The sequence below is a fragment of the Pseudidiomarina fusca genome, from assembly GCF_032227045.1.
Classification (GTDB): Bacteria; Pseudomonadota; Gammaproteobacteria; order Enterobacterales; family Alteromonadaceae; genus Pseudidiomarina; species Pseudidiomarina fusca.
In genome coordinates this window covers 335,870-358,528 of the sequence record NZ_JANFPJ010000001.1, presented here as the reverse complement: position 1 = coordinate 358,528, position 22,659 = coordinate 335,870, and the positions used below count along the sequence as shown (strand labels likewise).

General features: G+C 46.4%; 21 protein-coding genes and 1 tRNA gene. 3 read left to right on the top strand and 19 right to left on the bottom strand.

Translation table 11 applies throughout. The features are described 5' to 3' along the window. Both NOG12_RS01670 and xerD read right to left on the bottom strand, forming a co-directional pair. Complete coding sequence (locus NOG12_RS01670) at positions 1-744, bottom strand: thioredoxin fold domain-containing protein (RefSeq protein ID WP_153826128.1); 744 nt, start codon at positions 742-744, stop codon at positions 1-3. A 5-nt stretch (positions 745-749) separates the two neighbouring features. Continuing rightward, positions 750-1,649, bottom strand: coding sequence for a site-specific tyrosine recombinase XerD (gene xerD / locus NOG12_RS01665; RefSeq protein WP_313932235.1), 900 nt, complete (start codon positions 1,647-1,649; stop codon positions 750-752). A gap of 93 nt (positions 1,650-1,742) precedes the next feature. On the opposite strand from xerD, the gene NOG12_RS01660 reads away from it, so the two are divergent. Then, positions 1,743-1,827 (top strand) — tRNA-Tyr (locus NOG12_RS01660). A 33-nt stretch (positions 1,828-1,860) separates the two neighbouring features. On the opposite strand, the gene NOG12_RS01655 is transcribed toward NOG12_RS01660, so the two are convergent. The 17 genes from NOG12_RS01655 to rpsB all read right to left on the bottom strand — a co-directional run bounded on the left by NOG12_RS01655 (position 1,861) and on the right by rpsB (position 18,897). Continuing rightward, positions 1,861-2,823 (bottom strand): NAD(P)H-quinone oxidoreductase, encoded by a 963-nt coding sequence (locus tag NOG12_RS01655; protein WP_313932234.1) that lies wholly within the window; start codon positions 2,821-2,823, stop codon positions 1,861-1,863. 40 nt (positions 2,824-2,863) lie between these two features. Then, a complete protein-coding gene (locus tag NOG12_RS01650) occupies positions 2,864-3,691 on the bottom strand; it encodes a pirin family protein (RefSeq protein WP_313932233.1) in 828 nt (275 codons plus the stop codon). Between the two features lie 2 nt (positions 3,692-3,693). After that, positions 3,694-4,680 (bottom strand): glutathione S-transferase family protein, encoded by a 987-nt coding sequence (locus NOG12_RS01645; protein WP_153826126.1) that lies wholly within the window; start codon positions 4,678-4,680, stop codon positions 3,694-3,696. A 90-nt stretch (positions 4,681-4,770) separates the two neighbouring features. Further along, a complete protein-coding gene (gene lpxB, locus NOG12_RS01640) occupies positions 4,771-5,958 on the bottom strand; it encodes a lipid-A-disaccharide synthase (RefSeq protein ID WP_313932232.1) in 1,188 nt (395 codons plus the stop codon). Between the two features lie 18 nt (positions 5,959-5,976). Then, positions 5,977-6,741 (bottom strand): acyl-ACP--UDP-N-acetylglucosamine O-acyltransferase, encoded by a 765-nt coding sequence (lpxA, locus tag NOG12_RS01635; RefSeq protein WP_313932231.1) that lies wholly within the window; start codon positions 6,739-6,741, stop codon positions 5,977-5,979. Beyond that, positions 6,742-7,194 (bottom strand): 3-hydroxyacyl-ACP dehydratase FabZ, encoded by a 453-nt coding sequence (gene fabZ / locus NOG12_RS01630; protein ID WP_110075224.1) that lies wholly within the window; start codon positions 7,192-7,194, stop codon positions 6,742-6,744. It lies immediately after the preceding gene. Between the two features lie 12 nt (positions 7,195-7,206). Continuing rightward, positions 7,207-8,241: a UDP-3-O-(3-hydroxymyristoyl)glucosamine N-acyltransferase gene (gene lpxD, locus NOG12_RS01625; protein ID WP_110075225.1), complete on the bottom strand. Its 1,035-nt coding sequence runs from the start codon at positions 8,239-8,241 to the stop codon at positions 7,207-7,209. A gap of 4 nt (positions 8,242-8,245) precedes the next feature. Then, on the bottom strand, positions 8,246-8,761 hold the full coding sequence (locus tag NOG12_RS01620) for an OmpH/Skp family outer membrane protein (protein WP_153826124.1): 516 nt from the start codon (positions 8,759-8,761) through the stop codon (positions 8,246-8,248). Between the two features lie 36 nt (positions 8,762-8,797). Next, entirely contained in the window at positions 8,798-11,347 is a 2,550-nt protein-coding gene (gene bamA / locus NOG12_RS01615) for an outer membrane protein assembly factor BamA (protein ID WP_110075227.1), read from the bottom strand. Positions 11,348-11,383: 36 nt separating this feature from the next. Beyond that, positions 11,384-12,739, bottom strand: a complete 1,356-nt coding sequence (gene rseP, locus NOG12_RS01610) for a sigma E protease regulator RseP (RefSeq protein ID WP_313932230.1) — start codon at positions 12,737-12,739, stop codon at positions 11,384-11,386. Then, positions 12,733-13,932: a 1-deoxy-D-xylulose-5-phosphate reductoisomerase gene (gene ispC / locus NOG12_RS01605; protein ID WP_313932229.1), complete on the bottom strand. Its 1,200-nt coding sequence runs from the start codon at positions 13,930-13,932 to the stop codon at positions 12,733-12,735. The genes rseP and ispC overlap by 7 nt, the downstream gene beginning before the upstream one ends. Position 13,933: 1 nt before the next feature. Continuing rightward, positions 13,934-14,797 (bottom strand): phosphatidate cytidylyltransferase, encoded by an 864-nt coding sequence (locus NOG12_RS01600; RefSeq protein ID WP_153826121.1) that lies wholly within the window; start codon positions 14,795-14,797, stop codon positions 13,934-13,936. Beyond that, positions 14,790-15,572, bottom strand: a complete 783-nt coding sequence (uppS, locus tag NOG12_RS01595) for a polyprenyl diphosphate synthase (protein ID WP_202912495.1) — start codon at positions 15,570-15,572, stop codon at positions 14,790-14,792. The genes NOG12_RS01600 and uppS overlap by 8 nt, the downstream gene beginning before the upstream one ends. Before the next feature lie 81 nt (positions 15,573-15,653). After that, positions 15,654-16,175 carry a ribosome recycling factor gene (gene frr / locus NOG12_RS01590; RefSeq protein WP_153826139.1) on the bottom strand — a complete coding sequence of 174 codons (522 nt, stop codon included), beginning with the start codon at positions 16,173-16,175 and terminating at the stop codon, positions 15,654-15,656. A 71-nt stretch (positions 16,176-16,246) separates the two neighbouring features. Next, positions 16,247-16,993, bottom strand: coding sequence for a UMP kinase (gene pyrH, locus NOG12_RS01585; protein WP_153826120.1), 747 nt, complete (start codon positions 16,991-16,993; stop codon positions 16,247-16,249). A gap of 263 nt (positions 16,994-17,256) precedes the next feature. Then, a complete protein-coding gene (gene tsf, locus NOG12_RS01580; RefSeq protein ID WP_110075234.1) occupies positions 17,257-18,138 on the bottom strand; it encodes a translation elongation factor Ts in 882 nt (293 codons plus the stop codon). Between the two features lie 30 nt (positions 18,139-18,168). Next, positions 18,169-18,897: a 30S ribosomal protein S2 gene (gene rpsB, locus NOG12_RS01575; protein ID WP_110075235.1), complete on the bottom strand. Its 729-nt coding sequence runs from the start codon at positions 18,895-18,897 to the stop codon at positions 18,169-18,171. Between the two features lie 266 nt (positions 18,898-19,163). Here rpsB and map point away from each other — a divergent pair, with 266 nt between their 5' ends. Further along, positions 19,164-19,952 carry a type I methionyl aminopeptidase gene (gene map / locus NOG12_RS01570; RefSeq protein ID WP_153826119.1) on the top strand — a complete coding sequence of 263 codons (789 nt, stop codon included), beginning with the start codon at positions 19,164-19,166 and terminating at the stop codon, positions 19,950-19,952. Positions 19,953-19,987: 35 nt separating this feature from the next. Beyond that, complete coding sequence (glnD, locus tag NOG12_RS01565) at positions 19,988-22,651, top strand: [protein-PII] uridylyltransferase (RefSeq protein ID WP_313932228.1); 2,664 nt, start codon at positions 19,988-19,990, stop codon at positions 22,649-22,651. The last annotated feature ends 8 nt before the right edge of the window (positions 22,652-22,659 follow it).

The window sequence follows — 22,659 nt, the reverse complement described above, 5'->3', positions numbered from 1 at the left end:
TTAACGTTCTAGCTCCGCTAATAATTGCTGTGGCGGCAACAACCCTGGCACTAATTGCCCAGATGGCAGCACAAAAGCTGGTGTGCCACGCACGCCAAATTTGTGTCCTAGAGCATAGTGATCGGCAATCGGCGCCTCGCAATTAGCTGCGGGCAAAGCTTGATCTTGTTTAATCGCCGTTAACGCTTGGCGCTGATCGTCTGCACACCAAGCTTGTTCCAACAACTTTGCCGCGGAGCCGGTTAAACCAGTCCGTGGCCAAGCCAAATAACGTACACTAATCCCCAAGGCTAGATAGTCTTCAAGTCGCTCATGCAACTGCCGGCAATAACCACAACTAGGATCGGTAAAAACGTACACCACATGTTTAACGTCCGGTGCTGCATATTCTATGGTGGAATCAGCCCATGCGGCCACATCGCGTTGGCGCATGGCATTGAGTGACAAATCACTCAAGTTAACTGGCTCAGCAGCGGTAATATCATAAATACGACCACTAATTAATTGGCTCCCATCGGCATTGGTATAAACCAATCCTTGATTGGTAATGACCTCGATTAGTCCCCCCATGGGTGCTGCTTGATAAGACTCTACAACAAACCCCATTTGCTCCAGATAGGCCGTGTTAAATTCGGTCTCTTGACCATCAGCTAACGTAGCTTTAGAAGCGGGTTGACAGGCTATTAAAGCCGCAGCAACAACAGGAACAGCTAGCTGTTTTACCAAAGAAAAAGATAATTTCATAAATATTAAGCTCGTGGATGATGTGTTGCATGTAGTTGTTGCAATCGCTCGCGTGCTACATGCGTATAAATTTGGGTGGTAGATAAGTCACTATGGCCCAGTAACATTTGCAACACGCGCAAGTCAGCTCCGTGATTAAGTAAATGGGTTGCAAACGCATGGCGTAACGTATGTGGCGATAAATGCGACCTAATCTCTGCTTGTTGTGCATAATACTTAATTCGATACCAAAATGCCTGCCGCGTTAATGGTCCTCCTCTGCGCGTAACAAAAACCCAATCGTGAGGTTGTTTACAAAGAAGTGGACGAGCTTCAGTAAAATAACGTTGCAACCACTCTAGCGCAACTTCTCCAAGCGGCACTAAACGCTCTTTGTTACCTTTACCTATCACTCTTACTAGCTCTTGCTGTAGGCTTATTTGGTCGACATTTAACTGTACCAATTCGGTTACCCTCAAGCCAGTAGCATAGAGTATTTCTAGCATGGCTTTATCGCGCAGTTGAATCACATCACTCGTATCAGGAGCATTTAACAGGTCTTCGACCTCAAGCTCTGAGAGACTGTGCGGGATAGCCTGAGGTTGCTTTGGACGCTGTAACTTTGCAGTGGGGTCGGTGCTACATAGCTGCTGCTGCACCGCCCACTGAAAAAATTTCTTCAAAGCGCTCAGCAGACGAGAAGTGCTACGTGGTGAAAAACCTTGCTGGCGTCGCCACAACAGAAAGTCTTCGAGATCGACAGCGCTCAACGTGAGTAAATCTTTGCGCTGCCGAGAGCGGACAAATTTATAGCAATTCACGATATCTGAGCGATAAGCTGCACGTGTGTGTTTACTAATGCCCTGCTGCAACCATAAACGGTCTAAAAATTGTTCTATTAGTTCTTCTGTTGCGGCTGGAATCATGAATACTAAGGCTCATTTGTAGACAGGTATCGAGATTTTACCCTATTAACGGTTTACACGCAGGCTCAATCTGCTATCATGCAGCGCTCGTGTGGAGGGGTTCCCGAGCGGTCAAAGGGATCAGACTGTAAATCTGACGGCTCAGCCTTCGCAGGTTCGAATCCTGCCCCCTCCACCACTTTCCTTTCTGGTTTCATCAAACAATTATTAACTACCAAACCAACACCAACTTACCCATAGTGTCATTATGCTTAAGTCGTTGGATGGCTTCGCCTACCTGTGCCACAGGAAGTATCGAATCAATATTGGCGGTTAGTTTTTCTGCTTCAAATAGCGGCCATACGTGGTCAAACAAGGCGGCCATAATTCTTGCTTTCACTTGATTGGGCTGATTTCTTATAGTGCTGCCAATAAGCCGCTGGCGTTTCATCAATAGCCTTGCGGCATCTAACTCTGCCAAACGTCCGCCCATAAGCCCTATCACCACTAATCGACCATCTTGACGCAGCACTCGTTGATTGGCTGGTAAATAATCACCAACCACCGGGTCTAAAATAATATCAGCGCCCCCCCAAGCTTTTACCGCCTCGGTAAAATCTCCAGCACCGCGCAACCAGCCTTGTGCCGCCCCCAGACCTTTACAATGGTCTAACTTTGCTTGACTGCTAACAGTAACAAACGTCGGGTTACCAAACTCGCGGGCTAGTTGCAATCCTGCCTGCCCCACTGCGCTGGCACCGGCATGTAATAAAATATGCTCGCCTGGCTGCGCCGCGGCTAACATGTATAAATTATAGTAAGCGGTCGCAAAAACCTCACAGATACCAGCAGCCGCTGGTAATTGCATCCCCGTTGGTAGAGGCAGCACTTGATTAGCAGCAACCGCCACATACTCTGCATAACCGCCGCCACTAAGTAATGCGCACACCGATTGACCACGCTGAAAGTGCTGAACATCAGCTCCAACTTCAGCAATCCAGCCACTAACTTCCAACCCCAACACCTCTGAAGCACCAGCTGGCGGTGGATAATGCCCTGCAAGCTGCATCACATCAGCACGGTTCATGCCACTGTAGGCAACCTTGATCACCACCTCGTTGGCGCCAGCTTGGGGCCGTTGCTGGTGAATCATCTCGGGTTCGCCCGCAGCGTTAGGTACAATCACTCGCATCATCTTGCTTTCTACTCCTTAGCAATAGCCGGGCAATACTAGCTTAACCAGTTAAACGTCCAGCTTGGTAATCTCGAATCGCTTGTTCAATTTCGGCCGGCGAATTCATCACGAAAGGCCCATATTGGCTGATAGGTTCACCAATGGGGTGGCCCGCTAAGAGAACAACACCCGCTAACTCAGAGCTCTGCAACTGTAGATTATCAGTGGCATTCAAGCGGACCAACTCACCGCGCTCTAGCTGCGAGCCATTCAGACTAACTTGCCCTTGGTAGACATACAAGAGTCGAGTCTGTTGCTGCTGCGAGGATAACTCTAATTCCGCTTTCGGCTGTAGGCGTACATCCAGCATCAAAAATTCTTGCTCCGGCTGTTGAATGGGCCCTACAGCATCTTCATATGAACCTGCAATCACGCGAATTTCATAGTTATCTCGCTCGATTAGGCCCAGCTTATGTTGCGGGTAATCAGCCCAATCAGCCGCCTCCATTTTACGTGCTGCGGGTAGATTAAGCCATAACTGAAAGCCCCACATCAGGCCGTCTTCTTGCTTTGGCATTTCGGCGTGAATGATCCCGCGTGCTGCCTTCATCCATTGGGCTCCGCCGGCTTCAACCACGCCTGTGTTGCCATTTGAATCCTTGTGCTCCATCCGCCCTGCTAACATGTAAGTGAGGGTAACAAAGCCACGATGCGGATGCGGCGGAAATCCCGCAATATAATCATTGGGATTATCAGAACGAAACTCATCCAACATTAAAAAAGGATCCTGATGCCGTAGTTGCGGCTGATTAATCACCCGCGTTAGTTTAACTCCGGCTCCGTCTTGAGCTGGGATACCGCGGTAACGACCTGTAATAACGTGCGCCATAGTTAAGCTCCTAACACAGAACCACGTGAATGTGGTTGATTAAAGTCTAATTCCGGACCTTCAGGCACAATGCCCGTTGGATTGATCATGGTATGACTGCTGTAGTAATGCGTTTTGATATGATCCATTAAGACCGTCTCGGCAATCCCTGGTACTTGATAAAGTTGCCGCACATAATCCCACAGATTAGGATAATCAATAAGCCGCTGCCGGTTAGTTTTAAAGTGACTGTAATACACAGCATCAAATCTAATTAAGGTGGTAAACAAACGCCAATCGGCTTCCGTAATTTGGTCACCAGCTAGAAAAGGTTGTTGCGCTAAAATGCCCTCGACCGTATCAAGTTCATCAAAAAGCTCTCGGTAAGCACGCTGGTATGCGGGAGCCTTAGTCGCAAAACCACATTTATACACGCCATTGTTGATACGATCGTAGACCCGTTCATTGATGCTATCAATCGGCTCAGCTAACTCATCTGGATAAAAATCTACTTGATTTCCTGTGAGTTCATTAAACGCAGAGTTAAACATCCGAATAATATCCGCAGACTCATTACTGACTATCGTTTTACGTTGCTTATCCCACAATACCGGCACTGTGACTCTACCACTGTAGTTCGGGTTAGCTTGTAGATACAATTGATACAGGTAGTTATGTTGATATAAAGGATCTTGTAAAGATTCGGACGGATTATCGCCAAACCCTTGTGAGCTAAATTCCCAACCATTTTCAAGCATCAATGGATGCACCGCAGATACGCTAATATGATCTTCTAAGCCCTTTAACTTTCGAAAGATTAAGGTTCGATGTGCCCACGGACAAGCGTAGGATACGTATAAGTGGTAGCGACCTGACTCGGGTTTAAATTCAGCATCCTGATCGTTACTGATCCAATTTCTAAATAGCGCTGCACTGCGCTCGAAAGCGCCTTCATGGCTATCAGTGTCGTACCACTTATCTTGCCATCTTCCATCTACTAATAAGCCCATCTGCTTATCCTCCGCTTTAACAGTTAATAACGGAGTAAGTATAGCTGGCAACTAATCGAATAATAATCGGAATTTAATCAGCAAACCTTTCTATTTATTAGAAAGGTATTTGGGGGACTGTGCTATTAAATCTGCTACCACAGCAGCACTGATTTGATTTGCCCGCTGTTGTAACTGTTGATGCAACTGGGTAAATTCTTGCGCCAACATAGCTTGATTGGCAGGATCTAACTGCCGCTCTAGTGCTTGCGCTAAGTTATCTACGGTTGCTTGTTGTTGAGCAAACTCAGGGACCAAAGCTTGATCCGCCAAGAGATTTGGTAGGCTAAAATACTTAGCTTTAAATAAGCGTTTAATTAACTGATAACTTAACCAATTAAACCGATAGGCCACCACCATCGGACGCTTAATAAGCATGGCTTCAAGGGTGACTGTGCCTGAGGTGAGTAACAAGCCGTCAGCAGCCGCCATGGCGGTACGGGCTTGGCCATCAATCAGTTGGATGCGTAACTGTGGTGAATAACGAGCAATGAGCTGACTAAATTGTTCGGCTCGCGCAGAACTTATCATCGGAGCAATGAACAACCAATTCGGATGTTGCTCCTGCAACTGCTGCGCAGTTTGCAAAAACAGTGGCCCTAATCTGGCTATCTCACCTTTCCGACTACCTGGTAGCAACCCGATAATGCGAGTTTGCTCAGGCAAATCTAAATCGGCTCTTGCTTGCTGCTTATCCGAATGCAGCGCAATACTATCAGCAAGTGGATGACCAACAAAAGTAGCAGCTAACTGGTGCTGATCATAAAACTGCTTTTCAAACGGTAAAAGGCACAAAACATGGTCTACCGCCGCTTTAATTCCTTTAATTCGCCCTTGGCGCCACGCCCAAACACTTGGGCTAACATAATGTACAGTGGCGATGCCGTGGCGCTTTAACTGTTTAGCTATAGGGAGATTAAAATCAGGGGCGTCAATCCCAATAAACACGTCTGGGCGTCGTGCTAACATGGTCTGAACCAGCAGTTTGCGATGCTTTAGTAGGGTCCATAGACGCCCCAGAACTTCTGCGATTCCCATCACAGCTAAATCATCCATGGGTACTAAACTGGTGAGCCCTTGCGCTTGCATTAACGGACCACCTACCCCAATAAATTCAGCGTTAGGATACTTAACGCGCAACTCTGCAAGCATTCCGGCACCTAATAAATCGCCCGAATGCTCACCTGCTATCACTGCAATTAGAGGAGCTGACTGTGTCACTTCCATTTCACTCATCATCGAAACATGCTGATTAGGTTAGCGAATAATGCCACGGCGGCTTTGTTGCACAAATTCAATAAGTGGACCTAATTCTGCCGCATTCAATTCTTGCATCTGGGAAACCGCCTCGGTGACGGTGAGCCCCTGTCGATACAGTAGTTTAAAGGCACGTTTGATATTCAAAATTTGTTCACTGGTGAAACCACGCCGTTTTAATCCTTCGCTATTAATGGTACGAGGAACAGCATTGTGACCCTGCGCCATCACGTAGGGCGGAACATCCTGCACCACCACAGAATTTACTGCGGTAAAAGCATGGGCCCCAATATGGCAAAACTGATGAACTCCAGTAAAGCCACCTAAAATGGCCCAGTCACCCACATGAACATGGCCTGCTAACGAGGTGTTATTAGCTAAAATAACATGATCACCAACCATGCAATCATGAGCAACATGAACGTACGCCATTAAGAGATTGTCATCACCAATTTGGGTTAACCCTTGATCTTGCACCGTGCCGCGATGGATGGTCACACATTCGCGAATAATGTTGTTATCACCTATCACTAAGCGAGTTGGCTCGCCCGCATATTTTTTATCTTGGCAGTCTTCACCAACCGAAGAGAATTGAAAAATGCGATTGTTTTTACCAAGAGTGGTTGGCCCTTTAACTACCACATGGGGCCCAATCACAGTGCCATCACCTATCTCTACATCGGCACCAATAATACTGTAAGGGCCAATTTCTACATTGGTCCCAAGCTTTGCACTTTTATCAACAATCGCAGTCGAATGAATCACTTAAACTTCTCTTCTTGCACAAATAATATCGCAACTACAGGCTAACTCACCGTCAACTTCGGCGCGTCCTTTAAACACCCAAATACCGCGGCGTTCTTTCTCAAAGGTAACATGCAGATGCATAGTGTCACCAGGCAGAACCTGCTTTTTAAAACGAGCGTTATCCACCCCAGCAAATAAGTATAGATCTTTTGCGCCCGGCGTGCTTGCCGTTATCTTAAATCCAAGTAATCCAGCCGCTTGGGCTAAGGCTTCTAAAATAAGTACCCCAGGAAAAATTGGATTTTCAGGAAAGTGTCCAGTAAATATCGGCTCGTTAACACTCACGTTTTTTACCGCATGAATCCGAGTTTGATGGTCACAAGCTAATACTTTATCAACCAACAAAAAAGGATACCGATGCGGTAACAAGCTTAAAATTTCTTTAATATCAAAAGCGCCATCTGCTGACAAAACAAGGTCCTCTTACTCGCTAGCACTAGCTAGCTGATTTTCTAACTTCTTCACCCGCTGAAAGAGCTCGTCAAGTTGACGGTAACGAGCACCGTTCCGGCGCCACTCGCGATGAGGCGCAGCAGGGATACCCGAGGCGTAAACGCCGGGCTCAGAAATACCTTTAATCACCATCGAGAAGCCACTTATTTGCACGTCATCACAAATTTCAATGTGGCCATTGATGGCTGTTGCACCGCCAATTAAGCAACGCTTACCAATGCGGCAGCTCCCTGCCAACACAGTACAACCTGCAATGGCTGTGTCTTCATCAATAAATACATTGTGCGCTATTTGGCACTGATTATCGATAATACAGCCATCACTAATAATAGTGTCGTCTAGCGCACCGCGATCGATGGTAGTGCTAGCGCCAATATCTACCCGGTTACCGATAACTACACGTCCTAGTTGCGGGATCTTAACCCATTTACCCTGCTCATTGGCCCAGCCAAAACCGTCAGCACCTATGATGGTGCCTGCATGCACGAGACAATGCTCCCCAATCACACAGCCATGGTAAACCACCACGTGTTGCCATAATTGGGTTGCCCGACCAATTTCAACTCTTGGTCCAATATAGCAGCCCACGCCAATCACCACATCATCTGCGATAACCGCATGCTCAGCGATAACGGTGTTAGCACCAATAGCAACATTTGCTCCAATCTTTGCGGTTGGATGAATTTGTGCAGAGGCATGAATATGGTCAGCTGGTTTTGGTGTGGTATCTAAAAGTTGCGCTACTTTAGCAAAGCCAGCATAAGGATTACGGGTACGCAGGGCCGCCAAACCAGCTGGTAACTCCACATTAGGTGCCACAATCACGGCACTGGCTTGGGTAGTGTCTAGCTGCGAGCGATATTTTTCATTGGCTAAAAAGGCAATTTGCCCCGGCTTAGCCGAGGCAAGGGTTGCGACACCAGTGATGGTGATTTCACCATCACCGTGTACTTCAGCTTCAATCGCCTCAGCCAATTGCTGTAACAGCAATGTCTGATTCGTCATAGCCTTAGTTGCCACCAGTCATTTTTTTAATCACAGCATCAGTGAGGTCAGATGCTTCAGTAGCATAAGCTAACGCTGAACGCTGCAGAACAAGATCAAACTGTTGCGCAGTAGCTACGTCTTGAGTGTTGCGCATGATATCCATCAATAGTTGGTCGCGTAATTCGTTTTGACGACGACCCATATCTTCACGTACCGCTTTTACTTTAAGCTGATAGGTGGTTTCTAACATCTCCATTTCACGCTGCATGTTCAAGCGTTCTTGATTAGACATGATAGATGCATCACGTTGCGCTTTTTCTTGTAGCTCGCGCATTTGATTTTCAAGTTTAGAAACTTCGTCAATACGGCTCTTAAACTCAGTTTGAACTTGGGTTTCAAGTTCACGAGCTTGTGGCAGGTTCTGCAATACTTCTTGCACGTTAATCACGCCAACTTTCTGTTGTGCTTCTGCTGCATTAGCAAAAACTGCGGTAGCTAGTAACGCTGCTGCAACACCTGTTTTCATTAAAGTATTCACAATAAAACTCCTTGATATATTTTATAATTTTTCAAATTAGAAGGTGGTACCGATATTAAAGCTGAAGACCTGGGTTTTATCACCATCTTCTGACTTCAGTGGGCGCCCTAAAGAGAAGGTCAACGGCCCCATCGGTGAAATCCACTGCACAGAAATACCTGCAGATGCGCGGAACGAGTTAGGCTTACTAAAATCCTCTAATGGGTACGAGTTAGGATTAAGCTGCAATTTGGCATAATCGTCGTAATTAAACTCGGTATCCCATACGTTACCCACATCTACGTAGAAACTTGTACGAACTGTATTCTTATTCTCTTCAGAAATAAACGGTGTTGGTACAATTAATTCTAATCCACCCACGAACAATGCATTACCGCCCACCGAGTATTGGCTTACAGCCAAGGTATCCGTGTATTCGGGCAGCGGACTCGTTACTGGACCACCATCTACCGGCGGCAAGCCAGGAATGGATTGAGTATAACGATAGACTGCTTTCGGACCAATGGTGTTAGCTTCAAAACCGCGTAAATTATCGCGTCCACCAACGCGGAAGTTCTCATAGAATGGATACAGATATTCGTTACCGTTATCATCTTTACCATAACCGTTACCATAGCCTAACCGCATCCGGGTCATAAACACAAAACTATGAGTATCAGTTAATGGGAAATACTGGCGATAATCGTAGTTTACACGGAAGTAATTAACATCGCTCAAAGGCGCCGATATGCCAACTGACACCGAGTTAGATGACCCAGCTGTCGGGAACATACCACGGTTTAAAGTCACACGGTTCCAAGCTGCGGTAAGTTCGTAGATGTCAAAAGCCACCCCATCGTTTGGAGTACGTTTGTCAACATATGGTTTATAAAACCGCGTGATCTGCTCGTAACTTTCAACATCATTAATTTCTTCGCTACGATAGGTTGCACCAAAGCTTAAACTTTGGATTTCGCTAATGGGGAAGCCCACGTTAGCGCTAATACCGTATTGCTTCTTGTTGTAGCGAATGTAGTTATCTAACTTACCAGCATCAAACTCGCTCATGTACACGCTACCGGTTAAGCTCACGCCATCTTTAGTAAAGTAGCGGTCGGTATAAGCAACACTTGCAGTACGATTATATTTATTAGTGTTTACGTTGATCGCAGCGCGGTTACCCGAGCCCAAGAAGTTTTCTTGCGACGCACCAACACCGATTTGTAGACCTGAGTAGTCACCGTAACCAAAGCTAAAGTTAAATGAACCTGACGGCTGCTCTTTAACCACAAAATCAATATCTACACGCTCATCACTACCATCTACTTTGGTAGTATTGGTTTCTACGGTTTCAAAAAAGCCTAAACGCTCTAACCGAACCTTACTTTGCTCTACTTGGGCCTCATTAAGTGGAGCCCCTTCAAGTTGACGCATCTCTCGGCGTAAAACTTGATCCGCAGTTACATTGTTACCGATAAAGTTAATTCTATTCACGTAGACGCGTTTGCCAGGGTTGACGGAGAAAATCAAGTCAACTTCGTTGCTACCCTCTTGAATTTCAGGAATAGCGCGAACTTCAGGATACGCATAGCCGAAACGACCATAGAAACGAGCAATAGCCTCTTCTAGGGCGGTTATTTGTGCTGCATTATAAGTCGTACCTGATTTGATGGTGGTGAAAGCTTCAACCATCTCATCATGGCCTTTCAAGTCACCAATCACTCGTACTTCGTTAATGCTGTATACCTCACCTTCTTCAAGGTTCATGGTGATATACACGCCTTTACGATCTGGCGTTAACGTTACTTGAACGGACTTAACCTGAAAGCCCAAATAACCACGGTTTTTGTAGAAACTCTCTAGTGCTTCTAAATCGCCTGATAACTGTTGCTTTTGATAACGGTTTTCACCGATAAAATTCCACCAAGGCAAGCTGTCTTTCAACTCAAATTGATTGAGTATCTCTTCATCAGTAAAACTTTTATTACCCACTAAATTGATTTGTTTAATTTCGGCCGATTCGCCTTCATCAAAGTTCAACCGCACGCTTACTCGATTACGGGTAAGCTCTACCAGTTCTACATCAACCTTAGCGTTGTATTTACCTACACTATGAAAGAAATCTTCAAGGCCTGTTTCGATGCTTGCGATGACGGTACGATCTAGTTGCTCGCCCTCGACAATCCCGCTATCAGTAAGACTCTGAGTGAGCTGCTCATCCTTGATATCTTTGTTTCCCTCAAACTCTATCGAGCTGATGGTTGGGCGCTCCACCACCTCAAAAATAAGCGTGTTATTTTCGCGTTTCGCTTCAATGTAATCAAAGTGGGTGGATGAATAAAGAGAGCGGATACTGTTACGAACTGCGTTCGCATCAACAGTGTCACCTAAACGAATAGGAATATAAGTTAGCGCGGCACCTAGGGCCACTCGTTGTAATCCTCTTACACGGATATCTTCAACGACAAATGTTTCGGTATTTTTGTTGGCACTCTGCTCGGAAGCATTGGGTTCAGAACCTTGGGTTGCACTTTGTGCGTATGCAGTATGTGCAGGAAGAGCCGCCGCTGCTACCAGGGCGCTCAAGAACAGCTGTTTCAACGTCATTCTGTGCTACTTAATTGTTGTGTTGTACATGTCGTTTCATTGCGACAATCGCAGAATATCATTACTGATAGCAATTGCCATTAACGCGAATATAAGCGCGCCACCGATGCGGTAAAAAACTTCTTGCACGCGTTCAGAGACGGGCTTACCGCGTACTCCTTCTACTGCAAGAAAGACTAAGTGCCCACCGTCTAAAACGGGTAATGGCACTAAGTTTATCACCCCAAGGTTAACGCTAATAAGCGCAAGAAACCCTAAAAAGTAGACCAGACCATAACTGGCCGAAGTCCCTGCCCCCTCTGCGATCGCAACTGGACCGCTCAGGTTGCTTACTGACACTACTCCGGTAACCAATTTACCCAGCATTTTTACACTGAGTACAATGAGCTCCCAGGTTCGTTCGGTGCCTTTTATTAATCCATCTATGAAACCATACTGTTGCACAAACCGATATTCTTCGGGATAAGGTGCAACGGTCGGCTCTACTCCTAGAAAACCAATACTTTCTTGTTCTAGTTCGCGGCTGCCTATGGTAACCGGTAACGCGAGTAGTTGCCCATTGCGCTCAACGCTTAGGATTACTTGCTGCCCGGCCGAACTCATAATCAGCTGTCTGGTTTGAGACCAATCTACTACAGGAGTTCCATCAAACTCGACAATTTTATCACCAACGCGCAAATCAGCTTGTGCTGCAGGTGATTCTTCTGCCACATAACTCAGTACTAACGATACACGTTGCTGGTACGGCTGCAAACCTAAATCAACAAAGGTTGGCGTTTGTTGGTCAGATAATCGCCAATCCGCAATATCCAATACATAGTCTCGCTCGCGCAAGCGCTCATCTTGCAGTGTTAGAGTCACCTGTTGCTGCCCTAAAGCACTAGCGAAGGCTAAATTAACTTGTTGCCAATCTTCCGTACGGCGACCATCAACTGCAATAATTTCACTTGGCACCGGAATTGATGCTTGGCTTGCAATTGACTGCTCACGTACATCACCAATGATGGGCTTGACCGATTGCACACCCAGCAAAAACATCACCCACAACACCACGATAGCTAAGATGAAATTAGCTAATGGCCCTGCAGCTATAATGGCAGCTCGTTGTGGTACTGATTTAGCATTGAAACTTAAATGACGCTGGTGCTCTGGCACCTCATCAACGCGCCCATCAAGCATTCGTACATAGCCACCTAGTGGAATAGCACCGATTTGATAAACAGTACCGTCAGCAGCCTGCCGCTGCCATAGTGGCTTACCAAACCCCACCGAAAAGGTTAAGACTTTCACCCCACAACGTCGTGCAACCCAAAAATGTCCAAATTCATGGAAAGTAACTAAGATACCCAGCGTTACTACAAACGCTGCTAACGACCAAACCACTGTTAACATAACCGATAATGCTCCACCCAACGCTGGGCAACCTGTCGCGCTTGTTGATCTATGGCAATGACATCGTCAATTGAGCTAACCGGAATCACTGCTATTTCGTTCAATACCCTATCACAAATCTCAGCAATAGCGGTAAAGCCAATTTGAGTACCTAAGAAGGCTTCAACTGCGATTTCGTTTGCTGCATTAAGCATGGTGGTGGCGGCTTGCCCTTGCCAGCAAGCCTCAATAGCCAAGGCTAAACAAGGATAACGAGCGGCCTCGGCAGTACTGAACGTTAATTGGCTTAATTGGGAGAAATCAAGTGCTGCAACACCGCTGCTGATACGTGTAGGATAACTTAAACCATAAGCAATTGGCGTACGCATATCCGGCTGTCCTAGTTGTGCAATCACTGAACCGTCGGTAAAACTTACCATGGAATGAATAACACTCTGAGGATGTACCACCACTTCTAATTGCTCGCGTTGACAATTAAACAACCAGCGCGCTTCAATATACTCTAACCCTTTGTTAAGCATGGTGGCGGAGTCTACAGAAATCTTCTGCCCCATGCTCCAATTGGGATGGGCACAGGCTGCAGCTGGGGTTTGTTGGGCTAATTCCGCTAAGGGTAGCTCTCTAAAGGGGCCACCTGAGCCGGTAAGCAAGATTTTACTGACCCCATGAGCGGCTAAATCAGCTTGACCTAAAGCTTGTTGTGCTGCTGTCGGCAAACACTGAAAGATTGCATTATGTTCGCTATCGATGGGCAGCAACTCTGCGCCAGAACGAGCTACAGCGTCCATAAACAGCTGCCCTGACATCACTAAGGCTTCTTTGTTAGCCAACAAAATACGTTTGCCCGCGTTAACCGCTGCCAAGGTTGGCAATAGCCCGGCGGCACCTACAATAGCTGCCATCACCGTATCTACTTCACTAGCTGAAGCAACATCAAGCAAGGCTGCAGGGCCGATAAGTACTGCCGTGCTGCTACGTTGTTCTAACAGCTGCTGCCGTAGCGCTATACCAGCCTGCTCATCGACCATAACCGCGTAGGTTGGGTTAAAACGTGCACAAATACTCAGCATCTCCGCGACATTAGCATGTGCGGTCACCGCAAAGAGATTAAACCGTTGTGGATGCTCGCTGATAACAGCTAAGGTACTTTTACCAATCGAGCCTGTGGCACCTAAAATCGTAATAGATTGCATACTAGGCCAATAACAATAAGTAAGCTAAAGCAAAGACGGGTAACGCAGCTGTTAAACTATCAATGCGATCTAAAATACCACCGTGCCCTGGCAACAAACTACCGCTGTCTTTTACTCCTGCACAGCGCTTAAACATGCTTTCGTTTAAATCACCAAACACCGATGCAACGACAGTGACTAATCCAGCTAGATAGTAACCAGCGAATTGCTCGGCAGGTACCTTTAACCAATGGGCTACTACCATCATCACCACAAAAGCCAAGGTGATACCACCTAGAAGCCCTTCCATGGTTTTACCTGGGCTGACCGCTGGCATCAGTTTATTGCGCCCATAACGAACCCCAGCAAAATAGGCTCCAACATCGGCGGCCCATACCAGTAACAATACAAACAGTACAGCAAAGCCGCCAAACAACGGCTGCTCAGCATAATTCAAAGAGCGAATAGCCAGCATGCCAGCCCAAGCAGGCACCAGTGTTAACCAACCAAATACGCCCACGATAGAGCGCGTACGCGACCACACTCGCCGACTACGTGGATAATTTAATATCAACACTAAAGCCAACACCCACCAAGCACAGCCCAGCACGATCAGGATGTATAGTGGCTGCGCTAACTCGCCTTGCTGCCATACTTGATCAACCGGCACCCACCACATCAAGGCCGCCAGAATAACACTCACGCTGAGCGTATAAGCGATACGACCTAGGCGTTTGGTGACCCCCATCAATGGCGCCCATTCCCACGCCCCAGCTGTCATCAATATCAGCACCGCCACAGCAAAGCCTGTTAATGGCAGTGCAAACACCGCATAAAGGGCGACAGGTATAAGCACCAGCGCAGTCAGTAAACGTTGTTTAAGCAAGGTTGTCCCCGGTTGTCACATCAGTATCTAAAATAGCCCGTTGCAGTTGCTCGCTGGTCATACCAAAGCGACGCTCGCGACAACTAAAGTCAGCGATTGCTGCTGCAAATTCTTTATCATCAAAGTCGGGCCACAATACTTGGCTAAAATAAAATTCCGCATAAGCTAATTGCCATAGCAGAAAATTGCTAATTCGGTGTTCGCCACCTGTTCTTATTAATAAATCTGGCTCAGGTTGGTCTGCTAATTGTAACTGCTCAGCTAATAAATCAGTTGTGATTTGCTCAGCATCCAATTCACCATCACGCACCTTACTCGCCAATTGTCTTGCCGCCGCAGTAATATCCCAACGGCCGCCATAGTTGGCTGCAATATTTAAATTCAAAGCGGTATTATTTGCGGTCATGGCTTCTGCTGTCGCCATTTGTTTCTGTAACCGCTCACTAAACGCACTTTTGTCGCCAATAATACGTAGGCGTACATTATGTTTATGTAACTTCTTTACTTCACGTTTTAGTACCGTCATAAAGAGTTCCATTAACACTGAAACCTCTTGTTGCGGGCGATTCCAGTTTTCACTACTGAAGGCAAACAAAGTTAACGATTGAATACCTTTTTTACGTGCAAACTGCACCGCTTGCCGCACCGCTTCAGCCCCAGCTTTATGGCCAAAGGTGCGGTGTTTGCCGCGCAACTTCGCCCAACGCCCGTTACCATCCATGATGATTGCCACGTGCTTAGGCATTTGAATACTCGAAACGTCCGTGATTGTCATAAATAACGCCATACAAGAAAAAACGCCGTGTGAGTATACCTGACACGGCGCTTTCCACCAATGTGGAATAGAAACAACAGTTTAAACTTCCATCAGATCTTTTTCTTTTTCCGCTAAGGCTTCATCAATTTTAGCGATATAAGTATCTGTCAACTTTTGAATTTCTTCAGTAGCGCGACGTTCTTCGTCTTCGCTAATTTCTTTTTCTTTAAGTAGGTCTTTCAAATCGCTGTTAGCATCACGACGAATGTTACGAATGGCAACTCGCCCTTGCTCTGCTTCATTACGAACCACTTTAACTAAATCGCGACGACGCTCTTCGGTTAACGGTGGTAATGGCACCCGAATGACAGTACCAGCAGAAGCTGGGTTTAGGCCTAAATCTGAGGTCATGATGGCTTTTTCAACCGCACCTGCTGATGACTTATCAAACACTGTCAAAGCTAACGTACGTGAATCTTCTACCGTGATGTTTGCCAATTGCTTTAACGGAGTATCTACCCCGTAGTAAGGTACCATCACACCATCTAAAATACTTGGATGAGCACGCCCAGTGCGCACTTTTGAAATTTGTGAACGTAGCGCATCTACGCTTTTTTCCATACGCTGTTTAGCGTCTTGCTTAATGTCATTAATCACGTTGTAGTTTCCTTATGTCTTGCTCGTACGCTTGATTATGCGGGGTTAAGCATGCTTTCACTAGCAATAAGTGTACCTTCTTCTTCGCCCATAATCACGGCTCTTAATGCACCTGGCTTATTCATATTAAAGACACGAATAGGAAGATTGTGGTCACGGGCTAGCGTAAATGCCGCTAAATCCATTACTTTAAGTTGTTTTTGTAGCACTTCATCGTAACTGATCTGGCGGTACAGTTGCGCATTGGGGTCTTTAACCGGGTCTGCCGAGTAGACACCATCCACTTTAGTTCCTTTAAGCACTAAATCTGCTTCGATCTCAATACCTCGTAAACAAGCGGCCGAGTCTGTAGTAAAGAATGGATTACCGGTACCCGCAGAGAAAATCACCACACGGCCAGACTTGAGCAAACTAATAGCATCGGCCCAGTTGTAGCTATCGCACACACCGTTAAGCTCTATTGCCGACATTAGGCGAGCATTAACAAAAGCACGATGCAACGCATCACGCATTGCTAAACCATTCATTACGGTTGCTAACATACCCATGTGGTCGCCCACAACTCGATTCATTCCGGCCTTTGCTAAACCTTCACCACGAAATAGGTTGCCACCACCAATGACCAAGCCAACTTGCACCCCAAGCTCTACTAATTCTTTAATTTCCTGAGCCATGCGATCAAGTACTTTGGCATCAATACCAAAAGACTCATCTCCCATTAAGGCTTCACCGCTCAATTTTAATAAAACGCGGCGATAGCTCGGTTTGCTACTTGGTGTCATAGGTTCGCTCCATGTTCAGGTCGTTATACTAACAGATACTTAAAGTTAGCTGCGAGATAGGCCTAGGTACTACTCATCAGCCATCTTATTGGTGTTTATTGTTGTGCTATTCCAGCCTTAGGTCCAGCGCTTTTTGCTACTTTAACTGGATATTCTGAATCTAGTTTATCAACCAAACTAGGTTACTCATAAAAAAACCGCATCATGCCAACCATGATGCGGTTTTCATTAACAACTTAGCAGTTTAGCCACAGAACTTAGCATTACGCCTTGTTCGCTGCTGCTGCCATTTGTGCTTGTACTTCAGCTGCGAAATCTTCTGATTTCTTCTCAATGCCTTCACCTACTTCGTAACGTACGAAAGTAACTACGTCGGCACCTTTAGATTTCAGCAAATCAGCAACAGTAATCGCTGGATCTTTCACGAACGCCTGACCAGTTAAGCTGATCTCGCCAGTGAACTTACGCATACGACCTTCAACCATTTTCTCAGCGATGTCTTGTGGCTTACCACTTTGCATTGCGATATCTAGTTGAATTGCGCGCTCTTTCTCAACCACTTCTGCTGATACATCTTCAGGCTTCACAAACTGTGGAGCGCTGGCTGCAACATGCATAGCGATGTCTTTAGCTAACTCATTGTCGCCACCAGTAAGTGCAACTAGTACACCAATACGGCCGCCGTGAACATAGCTTTCTACCACGTCAGCACCAGAGATGGTCATCACGCGGCGAACGTTCATGTTTTCGCCAATCTTAGCAACTAAAGCTTCACGTACTTCTTCTACGGTGCCGCCTTCGATTGCTGTAGCCTTAAGCGCATCAACATCAGTTTCTTTATTAGCAAAAGCCGCGTTGATAACTTTGTCACCGAAAGCTAAGAAGCTTTCGTCACGTGCAACGAAGTCAGTTTCGCAGTTAAGCTCAACCAAAGTACCGGTGTTGCCTTCAGTTTTGGTCAGGATTACACCTTCAGCGGCTACGCGACCTGCTTTTTTAGCAGCTTTCGCTTGACCACTTTTACGCATGTTTTCGATCGCCGCTTCGATATCGCCGCCGGTCTCTTCCAATGCTTTTTTGCAATCCATCATGCCAGCGCCAGTGCGCTCGCGCAGTTCTTTAACCAGAGCTGCTGTAATAGCCATGTACTTGTCCTCTAATCAGATGACTTAAAATTATTCAGTTTCAGCTTCAACGAAATCGTCTGCAGAACCTTCAACAACAACGCCACGAGCATCGTTGATAGCAGCTGCAGCAGCGTTCAAGTACAGTTGTACTGCACGAATCGCGTCGTCGTTACCTGGAATGACATAATCAACGCCATCAGGGTTTGAGTTGGTATCAACCACAGAAATAACTGGAATACCTAGGTTGTTAGCTTCTTTGATCGCGATGTGTTCGTGATCTGCATCGATAACAAACAATACGTCTGGCAAGCCAGCCATATCTTTAATACCGCCTAAGCTCTTCTCTAGTTTTTCCATTTCACGGGTGTTAACCAACGCTTCTTTTTTGGTCAACTTGTCGAAAGTACCGTCTTGGCTCATGGTTTCAAGCTCTTTTAAACGCTTGATTGATTGACGTACGGTTTTCCAGTTCGTCAACATACCACCTAACCAACGGTGATTTACGTAAAACTGTTTGCAGCTAATCGCGGCTTCTTGTACTGATTCAGAAGCAGCGCGCTTGGTACCAACAAACAACACTTTGCCTTTGTTGCTAGCAACGTGCTGTAAAAAGTTCAACGCGTCGTTGAACATAGGCACAGTTTTTTCTAAGTTGATGATATGAATCTTGTTACGAGCGCCAAAAATGAACGGCTTCATTTTTGGGTTCCAGAAGCGAGTTTGGTGACCGAAGTGTACACCAGCTTTCAGCATGTCACGCATAGACACGTTTGCCATGATTATTTTCCTTTGTAAGGGGTTATGCCTCCATACATCCCATAGTTCGACTCATCCGCAGCTATCGTCTTATCGCTGCATCGAGCACCCCGAGCTATGTGTCGATGTATGTGTGTGTTTAAGTTAATGGTTATGCAATTTGAAATTGCGGGCGCTTTATACCATAAGCAGCCCCATTTAGCAACAATTTAAGGGCTGTTTTAGGCTTCACCGAAGCGCTACAAACTGCTAGAATATCGTCCACATTTGCTAACTGAAACATGAGCATGAGCATTTCAATTAAAACCCCTGAAGAAATCGAAAAAATGCGCGCTGCAGGTCGTTTGGCAGCAGCCGTATTAGAAATGATTGAACCCCACATCAAAGCCGGGGTAACCACCGCAGAAATCGATCAAATTTGCCACGACTACATCATTGCGCATGGGGCAATTCCAGCTCCGCTAAACTATCATGGCTTTCCGAAATCGGTATGCACCTCACTGAATCATGTGGTGTGCCATGGTATTCCAAACGAGAAGCCTCTCAAAGACGGCGACATCATGAACTTAGATGTCACCGTCAAGTTAGATGGCTATCATGGTGATACCTCAAAGATGTTTGTGATAGGTAAACCAAGTATTTTGGCAGAGCGCTTGATGCGCGTGACGCAAGAATGTCTCTATCAAGCCATTCACATGGTGAAACCTGGTCTGCGGACAGGTGATTTCGCTGCAGTCATTCAAAAACATGCCGAGCAGCATGGTTATTCTATTGTGCGTGAGTACTGCGGCCATGGTATTGGCGCCGTGTTTCATGAAGAACCACAAATCTTGCACTATGGTACCGCCGGTACGGGTGATGTTTTACAACCAGGCATGTGCTTTACCATTGAACCTATGGTGAATGCGGGTAAACGCCACACCAAATTGATGCGTGACGGCTGGACAGTACTCACTAAAGATCGCAGTTTAAGTGCACAGTGGGAACACACCTTGCTGGTTACCGAGGATGGAGTTGAAGTATTGACCTTGCGCAGTGATGAAGACCTCCCCCGAGTGATCAAACATGCCAACTAAATAAGATTGGCAATAACCTAACACGAGAAACAGCGATGACGCCTGCACCAGCACCTCAGTGGCCCGCCACTATTACTCTTGCCAGCGGGCGTGATTGCTTAGAACGCTACCAACATTGGTCAGCTGAAGCTTTCATTACTGCCGACATTGATTTTTTGCTACAGCATCGCAGCCAATTTATGGATGCAATGCTACAGCAGCTTTGGCAGCAATTTGGGCTCGCCAGTGATCAATTGTGTCTATTCGCGGTAGGCGGGTATGGTCGCGGAGTGTTGCACCCCTATTCTGATATCGACCTACTTATTCTGTACCAATCACCTTTGACGGATGCCCAACAGCAAGCCGTACGTGAACTCATTCAATTACTATGGGATCTGCGCTTAGAAGTTGGCCACAGTGTGCGTAACACCGCCGAGTGTCTTGCTCAAGCAGAAGCTGATGTTACCGTTGCAACCAGCCTGTTAGAGCAGCGCTTGATCGCTGGCGATGAGCCTATCGCACAGCAATTTAATCTGCTTATTCAACAGCAATTTCCGTGGACTAGTCGCGCTTTTTATCAAGCCAAACTCGCTGAACAACAAAGTCGTCATCAGCACTATCATGGCACTTCTTATAATCTCGAGCCTAATGTTAAAAGTAGCCCAGGTGGGTTGCGTGATATTCAAACCATTGGTTGGATCGCTAAACGCCATTTTCAAACCCAATCCGATGAGAGCTTAGTACAGCATGGCTACATTACGGCGGCAGAACTTCTAGAGCTACGCGAGTACCACGACTTACTAGCCCGCATCCGTTTTGCCTTGCATTTAGAGGCAGGCAAAGCTGAAGATCGATTACTGTTCGACTATCAACCTGGGGTGGCAGCACGGCTAGGATATGGTGAGCCAGGCAAACGCAGTGTTGAAGCCATGATGAAAGACTACTTTAACGCTGTCGTCGGGGTTAATGAGCTCAACAATATGCTCTTGCAGTTTTTTGAGCAGGATATCTTAGCTAGTCATGCGCAATTACAGCGACAACCTTTACCCTGCTCTCGATGGGCTCAAGAGAAGGCTCAGCAGCAAGGCGTTACTAAGCCTGAACCCATGTTTGAGCAAATTGGACAAAGTATCGCTGCTATCGAGGATCACGTATTTAATACCCCTTGGCATTTACTTGAATTTTTATTAGTGATCGCCAACCATCCAAGTATTACTCATATTCAAGCTCATACGGTACGCTTGCTTCGGCATGCGCGAACGCAATTGCGCCAACCGCTAAGCAGCGACCCTCAATGTCGCCAGTTGTTCCTAGCACTATTACGCCATCCACATGGCGCTGGAACTGCCTTTCGACTGATGCATCAACATCAGTTGATGGCGCATTATTTGCCACCTTGGCAACAAATTGTCGGGCAAATGCAGTTTGATTTATTTCACGCCTATACTGTTGATGAACACACCTATCGCTTGGTGAGAAATATCCATCGCTATCGTGATGCAGAGTATCAACATAAATTTCCTTTATGTGCAGAACGAATGGCGGCTATGGATAAGCCAGAGCTATTATTTTTAGCGGCTATTTTTCATGATATTGCCAAAGGGCGTGGCGGTGATCACTCAGAATTAGGTGAGCGCGACGCTCTAAATTTCGCCCAACAACACGAGCTCCCGCCTGATGATGGAGCCCTAGTAGCATGGTTGGTTCGCCATCATTTGTTGATGTCTGTAACTGCGCAGAAGCGTGATATCCATGATCCTGAGGTGGTGAAACAATTTGCTGAAGTGGTGCAAACCAGTACCCGTTTAGATTATTTGTATTGTCTTACAGTAGCCGATATTCGTGCCACCAATAGCACCTTGTGGAACAACTGGAAAGCAACCCTACTAGAGAATCTATATCACGCAACCAAACAATTTTTAGCGCAAAATAAACCTAATGCAGCCACCGAAATGCGTCACCGCATTCACCAGCATCAAGCCCATGCTATGGGGCTGCTACTTAGTGCAGGATTTCAAGCGCAAGCAATCCAAGAGTTGTGGGGACGTTTTACCGCGGACTATTTTTTACGTCATCAACCAGAACAAATTGCCTGGCATTCACAGCACATCTTGTTGGTGCAGTCCGATGAACAGTTACCTCTCATTTTGTTAGGTGACGAGAACAATCAAGGCACCACCGAATTGTTCATTTATCATTTGGAACATGAACACCTTTTTGCCGCAGTTGCTGCCGTGCTTGATAGCCAAAATTTAAGCATCCACGACGCCCAAATCTTAGCTACTCGGGATGGTTATGTGATGGATACCTTTGTGGTGTTACAACATGATGGCCAACCATTAACCGATAGCCGCCATATTGAGTCGTTGAAACAACAATTACACGATGTGCTGCGCAAACGCCAGCCAGTACCTAGCGGCCAACGTCGATTGCCCCGGCGCTTGCGCAATTTTAATGTGGTTACCAAAGTTGATTTTGTCAGTGAACGCAATCCACGCCGTACAGCGTTTGAGCTAGTTGCGCTCGACCGACCCGGCCTAGTTGCGCGCGTAGCAAAAGTTATGCAAACACTAGATTTAAATATCTTGGCCGCTAAAATCACCACCGTTGGCGAACAAGCTGAAGACCTTTTTATCGTTACCTCACGCCGCAACCAAGCGCTGACTCACGAACAAAAGCAACAGTTACGAGAACAGATTATTACTGCTTTAGATGATTAACTAAGAAA

Excerpts from the sequence above, each read along its gene's own strand:
- NOG12_RS01670 (WP_153826128.1), bottom strand. The coding sequence starts at position 744 with ATGAAATTATCTTTTTCTTTGGTAAAACAGCTAGCTGTTCCTGTTGTT.
- xerD (WP_313932235.1), bottom strand. The coding sequence starts at position 1,649 with ATGATTCCAGCCGCAACAGAAGAACTAATAGAACAATTTTTAGACCGT.
- NOG12_RS01655 (WP_313932234.1), bottom strand. The coding sequence starts at position 2,823 with ATGATGCGAGTGATTGTACCTAACGCTGCGGGCGAACCCGAGATGATT.
- NOG12_RS01650 (WP_313932233.1), bottom strand. The coding sequence starts at position 3,691 with ATGGCGCACGTTATTACAGGTCGTTACCGCGGTATCCCAGCTCAAGAC.
- NOG12_RS01645 (WP_153826126.1), bottom strand. The coding sequence starts at position 4,680 with ATGGGCTTATTAGTAGATGGAAGATGGCAAGATAAGTGGTACGACACT.
- lpxB (WP_313932232.1), bottom strand. The coding sequence starts at position 5,958 with ATGATGAGTGAAATGGAAGTGACACAGTCAGCTCCTCTAATTGCAGTG.
- lpxD (WP_110075225.1), bottom strand. The coding sequence starts at position 8,241 with ATGACGAATCAGACATTGCTGTTACAGCAATTGGCTGAGGCGATTGAA.
- bamA (WP_110075227.1), bottom strand. The coding sequence starts at position 11,347 with ATGACGTTGAAACAGCTGTTCTTGAGCGCCCTGGTAGCAGCGGCGGCT.
- rseP (WP_313932230.1), bottom strand. The coding sequence starts at position 12,739 with ATGTTAACAGTGGTTTGGTCGTTAGCAGCGTTTGTAGTAACGCTGGGT.
- ispC (WP_313932229.1), bottom strand. The coding sequence starts at position 13,932 with ATGCAATCTATTACGATTTTAGGTGCCACAGGCTCGATTGGTAAAAGT.
- uppS (WP_202912495.1), bottom strand. The coding sequence starts at position 15,572 with ATGACAATCACGGACGTTTCGAGTATTCAAATGCCTAAGCACGTGGCA.
- frr (WP_153826139.1), bottom strand. The coding sequence starts at position 16,175 with ATGGAAAAAAGCGTAGATGCGCTACGTTCACAAATTTCAAAAGTGCGC.
- pyrH (WP_153826120.1), bottom strand. The coding sequence starts at position 16,993 with ATGACACCAAGTAGCAAACCGAGCTATCGCCGCGTTTTATTAAAATTG.
- tsf (WP_110075234.1), bottom strand. The coding sequence starts at position 18,138 with ATGGCTATTACAGCAGCTCTGGTTAAAGAACTGCGCGAGCGCACTGGC.
- rpsB (WP_110075235.1), bottom strand. The coding sequence starts at position 18,897 with ATGGCAAACGTGTCTATGCGTGACATGCTGAAAGCTGGTGTACACTTC.
- map (WP_153826119.1), top strand. The coding sequence starts at position 19,164 with ATGAGCATTTCAATTAAAACCCCTGAAGAAATCGAAAAAATGCGCGCT.
- glnD (WP_313932228.1), top strand. The coding sequence starts at position 19,988 with ATGACGCCTGCACCAGCACCTCAGTGGCCCGCCACTATTACTCTTGCC.